The 17,449-nt window shown below is 66.0% G+C and carries 11 protein-coding genes; 4 read left to right on the top strand and 7 right to left on the bottom strand.

Translation table 11 applies throughout. The features are described 5' to 3' along the window. Positions 1 to 449 precede the first annotated feature (449 nt). From ACVIGA_RS24300 to ACVIGA_RS24310, 3 genes are all read left to right on the top strand, one after another. Complete coding sequence (locus ACVIGA_RS24300) at positions 450 to 1,616, top strand: efflux RND transporter periplasmic adaptor subunit (protein WP_456670880.1); 1,167 nt, start codon at positions 450 to 452, stop codon at positions 1,614 to 1,616. Further along, positions 1,613 to 4,786, top strand: coding sequence for an efflux RND transporter permease subunit (locus ACVIGA_RS24305; protein ID WP_456668277.1), 3,174 nt, complete (start codon positions 1,613 to 1,615; stop codon positions 4,784 to 4,786). The genes ACVIGA_RS24300 and ACVIGA_RS24305 overlap by 4 nt, the downstream gene beginning before the upstream one ends. A 270-nt stretch (positions 4,787 to 5,056) precedes the next feature. Then, entirely contained in the window at positions 5,057 to 6,247 is a 1,191-nt protein-coding gene (locus ACVIGA_RS24310) for an ABC transporter substrate-binding protein (protein ID WP_456668278.1), read from the top strand. A gap of 167 nt (positions 6,248 to 6,414) precedes the next feature. Here ACVIGA_RS24310 and ACVIGA_RS24315 read toward each other — a convergent pair whose 3' ends face one another. From ACVIGA_RS24315 to ACVIGA_RS24335, 5 genes are all read right to left on the bottom strand, one after another. Next, positions 6,415 to 6,804 carry an MAPEG family protein gene (locus ACVIGA_RS24315; RefSeq protein WP_456668279.1) on the bottom strand — a complete coding sequence of 130 codons (390 nt, stop codon included), beginning with the start codon at positions 6,802 to 6,804 and terminating at the stop codon, positions 6,415 to 6,417. 90 nt (positions 6,805 to 6,894) lie between these two features. Beyond that, the gene (locus ACVIGA_RS24320) at positions 6,895 to 7,980 is read right to left on the bottom strand and encodes a lipocalin-like domain-containing protein (protein ID WP_456668280.1); all 1,086 of its coding nucleotides are present in this window, start codon (positions 7,978 to 7,980) and stop codon (positions 6,895 to 6,897) included. Continuing rightward, positions 7,970 to 10,429, bottom strand: coding sequence for an FtsX-like permease family protein (locus tag ACVIGA_RS24325; protein WP_456668281.1), 2,460 nt, complete (start codon positions 10,427 to 10,429; stop codon positions 7,970 to 7,972). Before ACVIGA_RS24325 ends, ACVIGA_RS24320 begins: the two co-directional genes overlap by 11 nt. After that, on the bottom strand, positions 10,426 to 11,079 hold the full coding sequence (locus ACVIGA_RS24330) for an ABC transporter ATP-binding protein (protein ID WP_456668282.1): 654 nt from the start codon (positions 11,077 to 11,079) through the stop codon (positions 10,426 to 10,428). The genes ACVIGA_RS24325 and ACVIGA_RS24330 overlap by 4 nt, the downstream gene beginning before the upstream one ends. 40 nt (positions 11,080 to 11,119) lie before the next feature. Further along, complete coding sequence (locus tag ACVIGA_RS24335; protein WP_456668283.1) at positions 11,120 to 11,878, bottom strand: class I SAM-dependent methyltransferase; 759 nt, start codon at positions 11,876 to 11,878, stop codon at positions 11,120 to 11,122. A gap of 247 nt (positions 11,879 to 12,125) precedes the next feature. Between ACVIGA_RS24335 and ACVIGA_RS24340 the strand changes: the two genes are divergently transcribed. Next, positions 12,126 to 13,442 carry an MFS transporter gene (locus ACVIGA_RS24340; RefSeq protein WP_456668284.1) on the top strand — a complete coding sequence of 439 codons (1,317 nt, stop codon included), beginning with the start codon at positions 12,126 to 12,128 and terminating at the stop codon, positions 13,440 to 13,442. Positions 13,443 to 13,632: 190 nt separating this feature from the next. On the opposite strand, the gene ACVIGA_RS24345 is transcribed toward ACVIGA_RS24340, so the two are convergent. After that, a complete protein-coding gene (locus tag ACVIGA_RS24345; RefSeq protein WP_456668285.1) occupies positions 13,633 to 15,351 on the bottom strand; it encodes an N-acyl-D-amino-acid deacylase family protein in 1,719 nt (572 codons plus the stop codon). Between the two features lie 166 nt (positions 15,352 to 15,517). Next, the gene (locus ACVIGA_RS24350; RefSeq protein WP_456668286.1) at positions 15,518 to 17,338 is read right to left on the bottom strand and encodes a chloride channel protein; all 1,821 of its coding nucleotides are present in this window, start codon (positions 17,336 to 17,338) and stop codon (positions 15,518 to 15,520) included. Between the last annotated feature and the right edge of the window lie 111 nt (positions 17,339 to 17,449).

Consider the following 17,449-nt stretch of genomic DNA (forward strand, 5'->3'; position numbering starts at 1 on the left):
CCAAAAGTGGAATCGGGTGCAGTGTGACGAATCCGTGAAGCGAACTCGCGTTGTGATTGATTCGGGGCGGCCTGTCTGTGGCCTCATACCTCCGATAGGCCAGCCAAACTGCCCCTTTTCGTCGTCACGGTTTCGCGAGCGTGTCGTAAGGCTTTCAGATTGCGCAACTATTCGCTTGATCCGGCGGCCATCTTGAACAGACTGGGGTGCGGCTACATCTGTGACGTCCGCTGCCGCGACATTGCGGTGGTCCATCCGTGTTGAATCACCGCAATTTTAGTTGCGACTTTCGTAGCCCTGCTTTGGTCGGCGTGCTTCGTAGTCTTTTGGGGGAGAGCGAATTGAGTTCGATTGACAGAACGGGGCGTCCGGCTCCGGTGACCGGTGTCGAGCGTCGTTCGCTCCGCCGCCAGGGATTCGTCAGGGCGTGCCGGCGCGGCCTCGCGCCGATCGGGCTGTTGGCCGCGCTGACGCTCGGCGGCTGCGACGACAAGACCGCGCAATCGCAGGCCGCGCCGCCGGCGCCGCCCGTAACCATCGCGCAGCCGGTCAAGCGCACCGTCACCGACTGGGACGAATTCACCGGCCGCTTCGAGGCGGTCGAAGAGGTCCAGGTCCGCGCCCGCGTCGGCGGCTTCGTCAACAGTGTCGAGTTCAAGGATGGTGACATCGTCCACACCGGCGATCTGCTTTACATCATCGATCCGCGGCCGTTCGAGGCGGTCGTGCTGCAGGCCGAAGGTCAGCTCGCCGACGCACGCGCCAAGGGCGAGCTTGCCAAGCGGGATCTCGAGCGCGGGCTCAATCTGGTGCAGACCAGCGCGGTCTCGGAGCAGGTCGTCGACCAGCGCCGGCAGGCGTTGCAGGCGGCGCGCGCCGCCGAGACGCAGGCCGAGGGCTCGCTGAAGGCCGCGCAGCTCAACGTCGAATTCACCCATGTGCTAGCGCCGATCACCGGCCGCGTCAGCCGGCATCTGGTGACGCCGGGGAATCTCGTGCAGGGCAGCGAGAGCGGTTCGACGCTGTTGACCTCGATCGTGTCGCTCGATCCGATCTACATCTATTTCGACGTCGACGAGGCGACCTATCAGCGCAACAGCAAGCTGTGGTTCGAAGGCCGGCGGCCGAGCTCGCGCGATACCGCGAACCCGGTGCAGGTGGCGCTGACCGGCGAGACCAAACCCTCGCATGAAGGCAAGATGGACTTCATCGACAACCGCCTCGACGTCTCCACCGCGACGCTGCGCAGCCGCGCGGTGATCCCGAACAAGGACCTCTCGATCCTGCCCGGCCAGTTCGGCCGCGTCCGTCTGATCGGCTCCTCGCCCTACGAGGCGCTGCTGATCCCGGATACCGCCATCGCCACCGACCAGTCGCGCAAGATCGTGTTCGTGGTCAAGGACGACAACACGGTGGAAGCAAGGACAGTTACGCTCGGACCGCTGGATGAGGGCCTGCGCGTGATCCGCGAGGGCCTCAAGCCGGAGGACCATGTGATCGTCGACGGGCTGCAACGTGCCCGCGTCGGCGCCAAGGTGACGCCGAAAATGGCCCAGGCTCCCGCAGGTGCGAATGCCCCGGCAGACACCAAGCCCGCGGCAGGTGCGAAGCCATGAATCTCGGCAGGCTCTCCATCAACCAGCCCATCCTCGCGATGGTGCTGTCGATCGTGCTGCTGATCGTCGGCGCGATCGCCTATCCGACGCTGCCGGTCTCGGAATATCCGCAAGTGGTGCCGCCGACCGTCACCGTCACCACGCAGTATCCGGGCGCCTCGGCGCAGACCGTGTCCGACACCGTCGCAGCTCCAATCGAGCAGGAGATCAACGGCGTCGAGGACATGCTGTATCTCTACAGCCAGGCGACCTCGAACGGCCAGCTCACCATCACCGCGACCTTCAAGCTCGGCACCGACCTCGACAAGGCCCAGGTGCTGGTGCAGAACCGCGTCGCGATCGCGCAGCCGCGGCTGCCTGAAGAGGTGCAGCGCAACGGCGTCGTCACCCGCAAGAACTCGCCCGACATCCTGATGGTCGTGTTCATGCTGTCGCCCGACGACACGTTCGACCAGCTCTATATCTCCAACTACGCACTGCTGCAGGTCCGTGACCAGCTGTTGCGGCTCGATGGCGTCGGCGACATCCAGATGTTCGGCGCGCGCGATTACTCGATGCGATTGTGGCTCGATCCCGACCGGATCGCCAATCTCGGCCTGACCTCGGCCGAGGTGCTGGCGGCGATCCGGGCGCAGAACCTGCAGATCGCGGGCGGCCAGATCGCCGAGCCGCCGATCGCCGATCGCGCCTTCCAGCCGAACCTCGTGTTCACCGGCCGCCTCAAGGACATCAGGCAGTTCGAAGACATCGTGGTGAAGGCCGGCTCCGACGGCCGGACCGTGCGGCTGCGCGACGTCGCGCGCGTCGAGCTCGGTGCGCTGTCCTACGCCACCAACAGCTTCCTGCTGCGCAAATCGGCGGTCGCGCTGCTGGTGACGCAACGGCCCGGATCGAACGCGCTCGCCACCGCCAAGAGCATCTCCGACACGATGGAGCATATGAAGGCGAGTTTCCCGAAGGGGCTCGACTACAACATCGGCTACAACCCGACCGAATTCATCGCCCAGTCGGTTCATGAGCTGATCAAGACGATCTACGAGGCGATGGCGCTCGTCGTCATCGTGGTGCTGGTGTTCCTGCAGGGCTGGCGGCCTGCCATCATCCCGATCATCGCGATCCCGGTGTCGCTGGTCGGCACCTTCGCGGTGATGGCCGCGCTGGGCTTCTCGATCAACAATCTGACGCTGTTCGGCCTCGTTCTTGCGGTCGGCATCGTGGTCGACGACGCCATCGTGGTTGTCGAGAATGTCGAACGACATCTCGAGCACGGCATGAGCCGGCGCGAGGCGGCGCTCAAGACCATGGAGGAGGTCGGCGGCGCGCTGGTCTCGATTGCGCTGGTGCTCTGTGCGGTGTTCGTGCCGACCGCCTTCCTCGGCGGCATCTCCGGGCAGTTCTTCCAGCAATTCGCCGTGACCGTCGCGGTCGCGACCGCGATTTCCTGCTTCTGCTCGCTGACGCTGTCACCGGCGCTGGCCTCGCAGATCCTGGTCCCGCACGAGGAAAAGCGGCCACCGGCGCGCTGGAACATCATCGCCCGCGGCTGGGACAGCTTCACCGCGCTGTTCAACCGCGTATTCGACCGGCTGGCGCATGGCTATGCTGGTGTCGCAGACTTCGTGATCCGGCACACGGTGGTGATGGTCGCGATCTACCTCGTCTTGATCGGCAGCGCCGGCTGGCTGCTCGCGACCACCTCGCAGGGCTTCATTCCGGCGCAGGACCGCGGCTACGTCATCATCTCGGCACAACTGCCGGGCGCCGCATCGCTGGCGCGGACCACGGCTGTGGTGCGCGAGATCGAGCGGATCGCGCTGGATACGCCGGGCATCGTCCGCGTCGCGGCGTTCGCCGGCTTCTCCGGTGCGACGCGCACGCAGGCGGGCAACGCCGCGGCGCTGTTCCCGGTGTTCGACGAGCCGGAGGCGCGGCTGAAGAAGGGACTGACGGCGACCGCAATCACCGCCGACCTGCGCAAGCGCCTGTCGGTGATCCAGGGCGCCTTCATCATCGTCATTCCGCCGCCGGCCGTGCCCGGTATCGGCACCGGCGGTGGTTTCACCATCCGCGTCCAGGATCGACAGGGGCGCGGGCCCGAACTGCTGGCGTCAGCGACCGACGAACTGGTGCAAGCCGCGCGCAAATCGCCGAACCTGACCTCGGTGTTTTCGCCGTACTCCGCGAACACCCCGCAATTGTTCGTCGATATCGACCGCGTCAAGGCGCAGAAGCTCGGCGTTCCCATCGCCAACATCACCGACACGATCGAGACCTATTTCGGCTCGACCTATGTCAACGACTTCAACCTGTTCGGGCGCACCTACCACGTCACCGCGCAGGCTGATCTGCCGTTCCGCAAGGAGACCACCGATCTTTCGCGGCTGCGCACCCGCAACGCAAATGGCGACATGGTGATGCTCGGCAGCGTCGTGGACTTCAAGGACATCTCGGGCCCCGACCGTGTCGCGCGCTACAATCTCTACTCGGCGTCCGAACTGCAGGGTGAGCCGGCGCCCGGCGTCAGTTCGACGACGGCGCTCAACACCATCAAGAAGATCGCCGACGATACCCTGCCGAGCGGCTTCTCGTTCGAATGGACCGATTTGTCCTACCAGCAGGTCAACGGCGCCAATGCGGGCCTCTACGTGTTCCCGATCTGCGTGCTGTTCGTCTATCTGGTGCTGGCCGCGCAATATGGCAGCTGGACACTGCCGTTCGCGGTGATCCTGATCGTGCCGATGTGCCTGTTCGCGGCCACCATCGGCGTGCGTATCATGGGCCAGGACGTCAACATTTTGACCCAGATCGGCTTCGTGGTGCTGGTGGGCCTCGCGGCCAAGAACGCGATCCTGATCGTCGAGTTCGCGCGCGATATCGAGCTCGAGGGCAGGCCGCGGCTGGAGGCGGTCATCGAGGCCTGCCGGCTGCGCCTGCGGCCGATCCTGATGACGTCGTTCGCCTTCATCCTCGGCGTGCTGCCGCTGGTGCTGTCGACCGGCTCGGGCTCGGAGATGCGGCAGGCGGTCGGCGTCGCCGTGTTCTTCGGCATGCTCGGCGTCACCCTGTTCGGCCTCGTCTTCACGCCGATCTTCTACATGGTGGTGCGCGACCTCGCGGAAGGAAAGAACGAGGGCAAGCCGAAGGAACCAGCGGCGAATGTGGCGGGGTAGTGGGCGCATCCTCGCCAGGCGAGACGACCACGGAATTACCGTCACCCTGAGGAGCGCGGAACGCGCGTCTCGAAGGGTGTACGGCCCGGTTGGTGGCCGTTCACCCTTCGAGGCTCGCTCCGCTCGCACCTCAGGATGACGGGACTGACGGTCCGTACGCGGAGCGCAGCCCATACTAACGGCTGAGCGGAAAGAGATGGGCAGGCGCGGGGTTATAAAATAATGTCGCGCCGATTTTTCCTGATGAGAGACTGCTGGGAGAACATAACAATGAAGTCGGGATTTTTGGCTGCGGTTGCGGCATGCAGCCTGATGCTGGCGGCGCCGGCGATGGCCCAGGGCGTCAAGATCGGCATCCTGAACGACCAATCGGGCGTCTACGCGGATTACGGCGGAAAGTACTCGGTCGAGGCCGCCAGGATGGCGATCGAGGATTTCGGCGGCGAAGTGCTCGGACAGAAGATCGAGATGGTCACCGCCGATCACCAGAACAAGCCCGACCTCGCGACCTCGATCGCGCGGCGCTGGTATGACGCCGATGGCGTCGACATGATCACCGAGCTGACGACATCGTCGGTGGCGCTCGCGGTGCAGGAGCTGTCGAAGGAAAAGAAGAAGATCGACATCGTGGTCGGCGCCGCGACGTCGGCGATCACCGGTGCGGCCTGCACGCCCTACGGCTTCCACTGGGCGTTCGACACCCATGCGCTCGCGGTCGGCACCGGTGGCGCGCTGGTGAAGGCCGGCGGCGACAGCTGGTTCTTCCTCACCGCCGACTATGCGTTCGGCTATGCGCTGGAAAAGGACACCAGCGAGATCGTCACCGCGGCGGGCGGCAAGGTGCTGGGCTCGGTGCGGGTGCCGCTGAATTCGTCGGACTTCTCTTCGTTCCTGCTGCAGGCGCAGAGCTCGAAGGCGAAGGTGATCGGCCTTGCCAATGCCGGCCAGGACACCACCAACTCGATCAAGCAGGCCGCCGAGTTCGGCATCGTGCGGGGCGGCCAGAAGCTCGCCGGCCTCCTGATGACGCTCGCCGAGGTCAACGGTCTCGGCCTCGAGGCTGCGCAGGGCCTGGTGCTGACCGAAGGCTTCTACTGGGATCATGACGACAAGACCCGCGCCTTCTCCGAGCGCTTCTTCAAGCGGACGGGGCGGATGCCGAGCATGATCCACGCCGGCACCTATTCGGCGACGTTGAGCTATCTGAAGGCGGTGAAGGCTGCCGGCACCAAGGATTCCGATGCGGTCGCCAAGAAGCTGAAGGAGCTGCCGGTCGACGACGCCTTCGCCCAGGGCAAGGTGCAGGAGAACGGCCGCATGGTCCACGACATGTATCTGTTCGAGGTCAAGAAGCCCTCGGAATTGAAGAAGCCGTGGGATTATTACAAGCAGCTCGCCGTGGTGCCCGGCGATCAGGCCTTCCCGCGGGCCAAGGACAGCGGCTGCCCGCTGACGAAGTGACGCGTATTTCCAACGGTGGTGTCGTCCTGGCGAAAGCCAGGACCCATTATCCCGACTGAATGTGTTGCACCACGCTGTGGCCATCGGATTGCCCATAACCACGCCCTGTGGTTATGGGTCCTGGCTTTCGCCAGGACGACGGGAGTGGTTGCGGCGCGATCGCGGCCTCAATGCACCAGTCGCCACACCGCGCCACCGAGTGCGCCGATCCACAGGATGATGCACGCTGCGGCCTGAATCGCAAAACCCCGGCTGCGCTTTGCCACCGCCTCGCGATAGCCGGTGAAGTAGACGATGCGGCCGACCACCCAGAGCGCGCCGATCGCAGCCGCGGCGGCATCGCCGTTATAGATCGCGAATAGCCAGAGCGACGGCAGGAAGATCGGCATCCATTCCAGCGTGTTCATCTGGATGCGGAAGATGCGCTCGAAATCCGGATGCCCCGAGATCGCCGGCAGCTTGACGCCATAGGCGACGCGGGCGCGCGCGACCTGCGTCGAGGTGAAGAAGTAGAACGCGACCGCAAGGCAGGTCACGATGGCCGTGTAGTGGTACATGTCAGGCGTGTCCTCTTGTTTCATTGGCCCCGATGTCATGACGGGGCGGCAGCGACCGGTGTGACTGGCGGAATTTTTTGCTGGGCCGCTCTAGTACCCGGTCATCTCAAGATAGCCGATTCCCGCGTGACTGCCCGCAAAGCGGATCGGGCCCTCCCAATAAGGGAAGCTGGTCCCCATCCAGGCCTTCGGATTGACCGGCGTGGTCTCGATGGCAAGGCCGCGCGCCGGAAGGCTGACGCGCCATGACGTCGGCAGCTTGCGGCCGTCGATCTCGGTGGTCGCAACCGGCGTGAGGCTGTTACCGTTGGCCGCGATCTCGGCCGAGCCGCCGTCCGGCGTGATCCAATTGCCGAACAGGTTCTCGCGGCCATCCTTCTGGCGCAGCCGGTACAGCATCAGCTTCTCGTCGCCCGGCAGATGCAGCGAGAACCAGTCCCAGCCGGTCTGGTCCGCCGCCAATGGCTGGCTGCTCCATTCGCGATCCATCCAGGCCATGCCCGTGACGTCGACCGGTCCCTCGTCGATCACGATGCGGCCGGACGCCTGGTAGAACGGCTGGCTGTAATAATAGGAGGCCTGTCCGCGATCCGACTTGCGGCTGTAGCCACGGTCGCCTTGCAGCACCAGCGGGCGATTGGCGTCGAGGCGGAGTGCGGTGCTGAAGTCGGCGGCCGAGGCCTTCAGTTCGAGCGGCGCGACGCGCGGCGCATCGAACGGGTCGATCCCGCGCATCTCCCAGGCGTCGATCCACGCGCGGAACGGTGTCGCTTCGACACCGGCCTGACCGACACCGCCGCGCGCAAAAGTCTCGCTGAAGCAATGCGTGGTGGCGCTGGTCACGGCGGCGTGGCCCATCCAGACCTGCTGGTTGGCCCAGCCCTCGCTGGGGCCGCCCGGCTTCATCGCCTGCCGGAACAGCGTCCATTGCGCGCCATAGGCCGCGCCGCTGGCATCGGACAGGTTCGCGGTGACGTACCACCATTCGATCCGGAACTCCGGATGCGGGCCGTGATCGATCGGAAATACGAACGGCCTGCCCGGCGTGACCGCAGCAAAACCCTCGGCATTCTCGCCGAGCCCGGCAAAGCCCTGCGCAAAACCCTTGTCGCCGAGCGCGAGCGCCAGCGCGCCGCCGGCAAAGACGCGGCGGGTGATCGCGCTACTAGCGCTCATTGACGAAGATCCTGATCAGGCTGGCCGGCTGCATGCGCGCCAGTCTAGCGACCGGCAACGCCGCCGCACAGAAGGCGGCAGCGAGCGCGACGGCAAGCAGCTCGATCAGCTGCAACGGGAAGATGTGGAACGGCAGCCGCCAGCCGAATGCCTTCACATTGACGATCGCAAGCAGGCACCACGCGACCAAGAGGCCGAGCGGCAGTGCGAACAGCGCGGTGATCAATGCGACCGCCATGGTCTTCAGCAGTTCGAGCGCCGCGAGCCGCCGCCGCGTCAGGCCGATCGCCCAGAGCGGCGCAAGCTGAGGCAGCCGCGAATTGGCGAGCGTGAGCAGGCTGGTCAGGAGCGCGATCCCGGCGACGCCGAGCGTGAAGGCGTTGAGCGCCGCGGTCACCGAGAAGGTGCGGTTGAACACCCGCCTGGATTCCCGCTTCATCGTCGCCTGGTCGGCAACGTTGCGGTCGTCGAGGCCGAACTTCTCCTGCAACGCCGCGATCAGCGGCGCGATGTGATCTTGCGCGACGCGGAGCCCGATCCGGGTCTGCGGCGTCTGCGGGAAACGCCGCGTCAGCGCGGCGAAGTTGACCGCGATCTGGCCCTTGGGGTTGCCGTAATCGGCATAGATGCCGACGATCTCGAGCGGCCAGTTGCCGCCGGGGGCGGGCACCTCGATATGATCGCCGAGGCCAAGCTTCATGCGCCGCGATAGCTGCTCGCTGACGAGACAGGTGTCGCCGGGACGCAGCCGGACCCAGGCATTGGACGTGCTTTCCAGCAACGGCCAGTTGTCGCGATAGGTGACGTGGTCGGGCAGGCCGAGCACCTCGATCGGTGCGCCGCCGAATTGGGTGTCGGCGCGGCCGCCGGGCAGGATGGCCTCGACTTCAGGCCGATCGCGCAGCCACGCCTTGATCTCCTTCGCCTGCGCATCGCTGGCGGCGCTGATGTAGACATCGGCGGCGAGGCGGCCGTCGAGCCAGACCAGGAAGGTGCGGCTGAAACTTTCCACCATGGTGCTGACGCCGACATTGACCGCGAGCGCGAGCAACAGCGCCATCAGCGCCAGCGACAGGCCCGAGAGCTGCTGGCGGCTGTCGGCCCAGAACCAGATGCCGACCGGCGCTCGTGCGCTGCGCTGGCCGAACGCAAGCGCGATCTGCAGCACCATCGGCAGGATCAACGCCGCGCCGAGCATCAGCGCGGCCAATACCGCAAAGCCCGCGATCAGCGAATCGCCGAACTGAATCAGAGCCGCTGCGACCGCAAACACTGCGAGCGCCGCAGCGCTCTGGAACATCAGCCAGCGGCGCTGCGCCTGCTGCCAGGCTTGCGGCTGCGCCGTCGCCAGCACCGGCATCCGGATCGCCTTGGCAAGGCTCGCGGCGGCGGCAGCGAGCGCGCCCAGAATGCTGATGGCGATGCCGGCGAACCACCAGACGGGCTTGAGCGAAAGCTGCCCGGGGATCTGCGCGCCATAGAGCCCGCGCAGCGAGGCCGCGACATCGGGCAGCAAGGCCGCCGCAATGATGTAGCCGCAGACCAGGCCAATCACGCCGGCGACCAGCGCCAGCGACACCAGCTCGATCACCAACACGGTGTTGAGCAGCCGTGCCGAGACGCCGCAGGCGCGCAAGGTGCGCAGCATCGGCAGCCGCTGCTCGAAGGCGAGCCCGATCGCGGAGTTGACGATGAACAGGCCCACGAAGAACGACAGCAGGCCGAAGGCAGTGAGGTTGAGATGGAAACTGTCGGTCAGGCGTTCGAGGTCGCTCTCGGCGCTCGGCTCGACCAGGCGGAGTTTTTCGCCTGCCACGCTTTCCAGCGTCGCGCGCGGTGTTTTCGATTTGCCGACCAGCAGGCGCGACAGCTGGCCGGGCATTCTCAGGATGTCCTGCGCGATGCCGATATCGACGATGAGTGCGCCGGGGGCGAGCTCCGCCTGCACGCGCAGCGGCGGCAAGGTCGTGCCGTTGGCCTGCGGCCGTTCGCCTTCCTTGAGGCCGAGATCGCGTAGCGTTTCCGGCGCCACCAGCATTTCGCCCGGCGGCGTGACGAAAGACAGCAGGTTGCCGCGCCCGAGCGCCCGTGCGTTGCCGACCTCGGACGGTAGCGTCACCGGCTCGACGCCGAGCAGGCGGAGGCTGCGCCCGTCGATCTGCACGCGACCCTCCAGCATCGGTGACACCGGCCAGCCGGCGCGGCGCAGATCGACGAACAGTTGTTGCGGAAAGGTCGCGCTATCGCGGCTCACCAGCATGGCGGTACGCGAGCCGCCGAAGGTCGCGGCCGCGCGGTCATAGGCGATGCGGGCCTGCTGGTTCAGCGCCTGCACGCCGCTCCACAGTGCGGTCGCCGAGATCAGCCCGATCAAGAGCGTCGCAAGCTGCATCGGATGCCGCCGCCAATGGCTGAGCAGCACGGCGAGGATCCAGAGAGCCCGCCTCATGCGATGATCCCGGCATGCAGGGTGACCTGGCGGTCGAGCGTCGCGGCGAGCCGCGCGCTGTGGGTGACCATCAGGAAGCCGCAGCCGGTACGCGCCACCAGATCGCGCGCCAGATGCAGCACCTCGTCGGCGGTGTCCTCGTCGAGATTGCCGGTCGGCTCGTCGGCGAGCAGCAACAGCGGCTTCGGCGCCAGCGCGCGGCCGATCGCGACGCGCTGCTGCTGGCCGCCGGACAATTGCTCGGGATAGCGCTTCAGCAGCTGCTTGAGCCCAAGGCGCTCGACCAGCTCGTCATGCCAGGCCGCATCGTGCCGGCCGGCGATGCGGGACTGGAAAAGCAGATTGTCCGCAACCGTCAAACTCGGGATCAGGTTGAATTGCTGGAACACGAGGCCGAGGCGGTCGCGGCGCAACTCGGCGCGGCCGGCGTCGTTGAGACCGGAGACGGTGATGTCGGCAAGCCTGATCTCGCCACCGTCGGCGGCATCGAGCCCTGCGATCAGATGCAGCAGCGTGCTCTTGCCGCTGCCGGATTCGCCCGATAGCGCCACGCTCTCGCCGGTCGCCACAGCGAGATCGACGCCGCGCAGGACCGCGACGTCTTCACCGGCAGAGCGGTAACTCTTGGTCAGGCCGGTGACGCGAAGCACCGCGGCGGTCTGGTCAGGTGAAGCGATGGCCGTGCCTCATTCAAGGCTTCTGGTATTTCAGGACGAACTCGTCGATCGGCACCGGCGCCTTGAAGACGGGAATGTCCTTCGGGTCCTCGGCATGATGCAGGAAATCGGCCTCGGCCACCAGCTTGAAGCCGGCCGCCTCGATCTCCTGCTTCAGGGTGCTCTCCTCGATCCGGTGCAGCGTCTTGGCGACGCTTACGCCTTCGCCCGCCTTGGCCGAGTGGTCTGCGATCACGAGGTAGCCACCGGGTTTGAGCGCGGCGAACATCTTCTTGTTCATCGCGGCGCGATCGACCGGCAGATAGCTGATGTCGTGATAGAAAAAGAACAAGGTGATCATGTCGAGGTTGCTGACCTCGGGCGGGATCGGATCGTCGTAGTCGCGCACCACATGGACGACGTTCTTCATCGCCGGCGACTTGGCGCGGGTGTCGAACTTGTCCTTGACGAAGCGCTCGATCACGGTCGCCGAATCCTGCGCGTAGACCTTGCCCGACGGGGCGACGGTGCGCGCCAACAGTTCGGTGCTGTAGCCGGCGCTCGCCGCCATGTCGAGGATGTTCATGCCGGGCTTGACGCCGGCAAAGGCCAGCATCTTGGCCGGCTGGCGGCGCTGGTCGACCTGGCGATCCGCATCGCTGCGATCGGGCGCGGCGACGATCGCCGCATAGTCGGGACCGGCGGCGTCCTCGGCGCGGGCTTGAGGCACGGCGAGTAGTGCGGCGGACACAAGCGCAGCGCAGGCGGCCGCGCGAAGGATCGATCTGTTCATGAAATAACCCAACCTCCAATAACCTCGGCTTTTCTTTGCCCCGAGCATAGCAGCCGGCCCATGACAGATCACCGCTTCACTGGCCGCGACGACGCGATCGTGATCGGGCGCGCTTGCCCGGCCATCGTGTCGCGCCGGCCACAGAACCCGAGGAAATGCGGGTTGCGTTGCGCAGCGAGGCGTGGCTAGCATCGCCTGACGGGGCCGATCTTACGAAGCCAAAAAACGAAACGACGGGGAGCCAGACATGACGACGCAACCGACGTCCAAGGGGACGTCAACGGGGACGCCCAAAGGCGCCTGGCGGATCACCTTCCTTCTATTCCTGTTCATGGTGGTGAACTTTGCGGACAAGATCGTGGTCGGGCTTGCCGGCGTGCCGATCCGGAAGGAGATGGGTCTCACCCCGGAGCAATTCGGCGATCTCGGCTCGGCCTTCTTCATCCTGTTCTCGATCTCGGCGATCGTGGTCGGCTTCATCGTCAACCGCGTTGATACGCGCTGGGTGCTGCTGATCCTGGCGGTGATCTGGTCGCTGGCGCAGTTTCCGATGATCGGCACCGTCAGCTATACGACGCTGGTGATCTGCCGCATCATCCTCGGCGCCGGCGAGGGACCGGCCTTCTCGGTCGCCGCGCACGCCATCTACAAATGGTTTCCTGACGAGAAGCGCACGCTGCCGACCGCGATCCTGTCGCAGGGTTCGGCGTTTGGCGTGATCCTCGCGGTGCCGGCGCTGAACTGGATCATCGTCAATCACAGCTGGCATCACGCCTTCGGCGCGCTCGGAATCGTCGGCCTGATCTGGACCGTCGCCTGGTTCGCGCTCGGCAAGGAGGGGCCGCTGGTGTCGACCGCTGCCGTCATGGCCGAGGAGCCGCGAATTCCGTACTGGAAGCTCCTGACCTCGCGCACCTTCGTCGGCTGCGTGGTCGCGACCTTCGGCGCCTATTGGGCGTTGTCGCTGGGATTGACCTGGTTCACGTCGTTCATCATCGAGGGGCTCGGCTTCTCGCAGCAGCAGGCCGGCTTCGTCTCGATCCTGCCCTGGATCTTCGGTGCGACGATCGTGCTCCTGACCGGCTGGATCTCGCAACTGATGCTGGCGCGCGGCTTCACCACCCGCGGCGCGCGCGGCGTGCTCGGCTCGGTGCCTCTCATCATCGGCGGCGCCATCCTCGCAACGCTGCCCTATGCGCCGCCGGGCGCGCTGATGATCGCACTGCTGGTGATCGGCTCCGGCCTGTGCGGCTCGATCTATGTGGTGTGCCCGCCGATGCTCGGCGAGTTCACGCCGGTATCGCAGCGCGGTGCGATCATCGCGATCTACGGCGCGCTGTACACCATCTCAGGCATCCTGGCGCCGACGGTGATGGGCAGTGTGATCCAGCACGCCGCCACGCCGATGGCCGGCTATATGAGTGGCTTCACCATCAACGCCGCAATCATGGTCGGCTCGGGACTACTCGGATTGCTGCTGCTGTGGCCCAACACCGAGCGCGTGCGGCTGACCGGCAGCTCGCAGCAAGCGGGCACGATCAAGGGTGCGATGTCGCCGACGTAAGGGACGTGCTGCTTCGACCCTCCCCTGGAGGGGGAGGGTCGCTGAGCATGTAGCGAAGCGGAATGCACAGCGGGGTGGGTGATCTCTCCATTCGGGCACTGCCCGAGTTGAGAGATCACCCCACCCCGTCTCACATTTCGCTGCGCTCAATGTGATCCGACCCTCCCCTCCAGGGGAGGGTGCGTCTATCTCAATTCATTCCCCGCGCGCCGCGGACGAGCCTGCCCGGTCGCGCGCCGGTGGCCTTGCCTTCGCGCTGGGTCACGACGCCTGAGACGATGGTGGCGTCGTAGCCGTCGACCTGTTGCAACAGACGGCGGCCGCCGACCGGCAGGTCGTAATGCACCTTCGGCGGATGCAGATGCAGCCGGTCGTAATCGATCACGTTGACGTCGGCCTTGAAGCCCGGCGCGATCACGCCGCGATCAGTGAGCCCAACCGACAGCGCGGTCTTGCGCGACTGTGCCGCGATTACGAACGGGATCGAGAGCTTCTCGCCGCGGCTGCGGTCCCGCGTCCAGTGCGTCAAGAGATAGGTCGGGAAGCTGGCGTCGCAGATGATGCCGCAATGCGCGCCGCCGTCGGACAGGCCGGGCACGGCGCTCGGCTCGCGCAGCATCTCATGCACGGCATCGAGATTGCCGTCGGCATAATTCAGGAACGGCACATAGAGCATGCCGCGGCCCTCGTCGGTCAGCATCGCGTCATAGGCGAGCTCCTCCGGCTGCCGGCCCTGGCGGCGCGCCTGCGGGCCGAGCGCGTTCTCCGGCGGCTGTTCGTAGTCCGGCGGATTGCCCAGCAGATACATCTTGTCGTAGTTCGGCCGGAAGAACAGCGGATCGTCGGTCGCCGTCGCGCTCTCGCTCAGGATCGCGGCGCGCACCTCGGGCCGCCGCAGATGCGTCAGCCGCTCGGCCAGCGGCAGCCTGGCGATTTCGCGATAGCTCGGATGGGTCTGGAACGGGTTGCGCGACAATTCCAGCCCGAGCAGCAGCCCAACCGGCCGTGCCGCGATCTGGGTCGTGATGGACAGGCCGCGCGCGGCGGCTTCATTGATGGTGTCCATGGTCTGCCGCCAGCGTCGCGGCGCCTTGTCGGCCTGGGCGACCGAGAACGAGATCGGGCACTTTGTGTTCTCAGCGACCCGCAGCATCATCGGCAGGTCTTCGTGGACGGTGCTCTGGTCGAGCACGAATTGCAGCACGCTGCGGCCGACGCCGTGCATCGCGCCGGCGATCGCGGTCAATTCATCTTCGCCTGCCTTCAAGGTCGGCGTGTAATCGCCGGTCGAGGTGCGGTGGTTGAGCGTGCGCGAGGTTGAGAAGCCCAGCGCGCCGGATCGCACCGCATCGCCCGCGAGTGCGGCCATCGCCTGGTTGTCCTCGGGCGTCGCGGGATCGCGGCGCGCGCCGCGCTCGCCCATCACATAGACCCGCAGCGCGGCGTGCGGCAGTTGCGCGCCGATGTCCATGTCGAAACTGCGCTTCGAGAGCCACTCCATGTAGTCGGGGAAGCTCTCCCATGCCCAGGGAATGCCGGCGCTCAGCACCGGCTCCGGAATGTCCTCGACGCCTTCCATCAACTGGATCAGCCTGCCGTGGTCGCTCGGCCGGCACGGCGCGAAGCCGACGCCGCAATTGCCCATGATCGCTGTCGTGACGCCGTTCTGCGACGACGGGGTGATGGCCTGGCTCCAGGTGACCTGGCCGTCGTAATGGGTGTGCACGTCGACGAAGCCCGGCGCGACGAGTTTGCCGCGCGCGTCGATCTCTTCCTTGCCCTTTGCTGCGACCTTGCCGACTTCGGTGATCTTGCCGCCCGAGATCGCGACATCGGCTTCATAGAGGTCGCCGCCCTTGCCGTCGGCGATGTTGCCGCCGCGGATCACGAGGTCTGGGGTCGAGGTCATGGCGTTTCATCCCGGAGCTGTTCTTGGTTGCCGGCATCATGGGTGAGCCCTTGATGCTGTCAACCATCGCCGGTGAAGCTCTGGGATGCGCTGGCAGCGATTTTGCCAGCGAGAACATGCGTTGCGCCCGGCGGAAATTTGTTCCGCCGGGGAAGCCGCTTCGAACCTATCGCGCGCCGAAGAAGGATGTCTTCTGGGTTTCCTCGGCCTGCAGCCTGGCGCGTACCCGCATCAGGTCCTTCCAGCCGATGTAGCCGACGAGGCGCTGATCCTCGCGCGAGATGACAGGCAGATGCGAGACGTTGACCTGCATCAGGCGGTCGGCGAGCCGGTCCAGATACTCGTCGGGATAGGCGACGGTGATCTTGCTGCCCGCCAGCAGCTGGTTGAGCGTTGCGGTGCGATGCTTGCCGGCGCGGCGCCAGCGCAGCACGGACGGCGGGTCGATCACCCCGAGCACGTGATGGTTGGCGTCGACGACCGGGAAGCTCGGGTGACCGGTCTTCGGGTTGGTCAGGAAGGCTGCCGCGCCGTGCAGCGTCATGGTGTCGGCGACCGTCTCGACCGCCTTGGTCATCACGTCGCGCACCCGCGTCAGCGCAAAGGGGTCGACCCTGTACTCGCGCACCAGATGGTGACCGCGCCGCGCGACCTTCTCGGTCAGGATCGAGCGCCGCATCAGCAGCACCGTGACGCCATGCGCGCTGCAGCAGGCCGCGATCAGCGGCAGCAGCACATGGGTGTTGCCGGTGAGCTCGACCGCGAAGAAGGTCGCGGTCAAAGGCGAGCGCATCGTGCCGCCCATCGTCGCCGCCATCGCCAGCAGTGCCCAGAAGCCGGGGCTCGCCGCCGGAAGGTAGCCGCTCAGCGCCGTTCCCATCGCTCCGCCCATGATCAGCAGCGGCGCCAGCACGCCGCCCGACGTGCCCGAGCCGAGCGCGACCGACCAGATCACGGCCTTCACCACCAGCAGCAACAGCGCCGCTTTCAGCACCACGTCGCCTTGCAGCATCGAAGCGAGGTTGTCATAGCCGACGCCCAGCGCCTGAGGTTCGATCAAGCCGCCGAGGCCAACGACGAAGCCGCCGATCAGCGGCCACCACATCCAGTGGATCGGCAGCTTCAGGAAGATGTCCTCGCAGCCATAGACCAGTTGGGTGAGCACGCCCGACAGCAGCCCGGACAGGATGCCGATCAGCATCCAGGCGCCGAGCTGCAGCACGGAGATGTCGACGCTGCCGGTGAACGGAAACAGCGGCGCGGGCATGTGCAGGAAGGTGCGCCCGACCGCTGCCACCACGGCGGCGACGGTGACCGGAATGAAGCTGCGCGGCGTCCATTCGAACAGCAGCAGTTCGACCGCGAGCATGATCGCGGCGATCGGCGTTCCGAACACTGTGGTCATGCCGGCGGCGGCGCCGGCCACCAGCAGGGTCTTGCGCTCGTTGTCCGTGACGGGGAGCATCTGTGCGATCAGAGAGCCGATCGCGCCGCCCGTCATGATGATCGGGCCCTCGGCGCCGAACGGGCCGCCGGTGCCGATCGAGATCGCCGACGACAAGGGCTTCAGGATCGCGACCTTGGGATCGAGCCGCGAGCGGCCCAGCAAGATGGCCTCGATGGCCTCCGGAATGCCGTGCCCGCGGATCTTCTCGCTGCCGAAGCGCGCCATCAGTCCGATGATCAGCGAGCCCGCGACCGGCACCAGCACGGTCCAGAGGCCGAGCGGCGAATCCTGCAATTTCAGGTCGGCGAAGCTGAACTGGCCGAAATAGGCGATGTTGGTGGCAAGCTTGATCAGCTGCAGCAGTCCCGCACCGGCCAGCACGCCGGCGGCGGAGACGAACACGGCGATCGCCGAGATCACCACGACGCGCGGATCGGTGGTGAAGTCGCTCAGCAGGTGGCTGGCCTTGTCGCCGATCGTATTGCTGGTCTTGGCGGTGGCTTTGGCGGAGGTGTTCGATTTGGTGGAAATGACGCTCATGGGTGGCGTAGGGCTCGGGGTAGAGTGGACGCGCGCGTCATATCGTATTGCGATATAATTACAAGCGGTCGCCATCGAATGGCAGCGTTGAAAGGACCCCCGAGATCGCAA

It is taken from the genome of Bradyrhizobium sp. USDA 3240 (assembly GCF_054063295.1).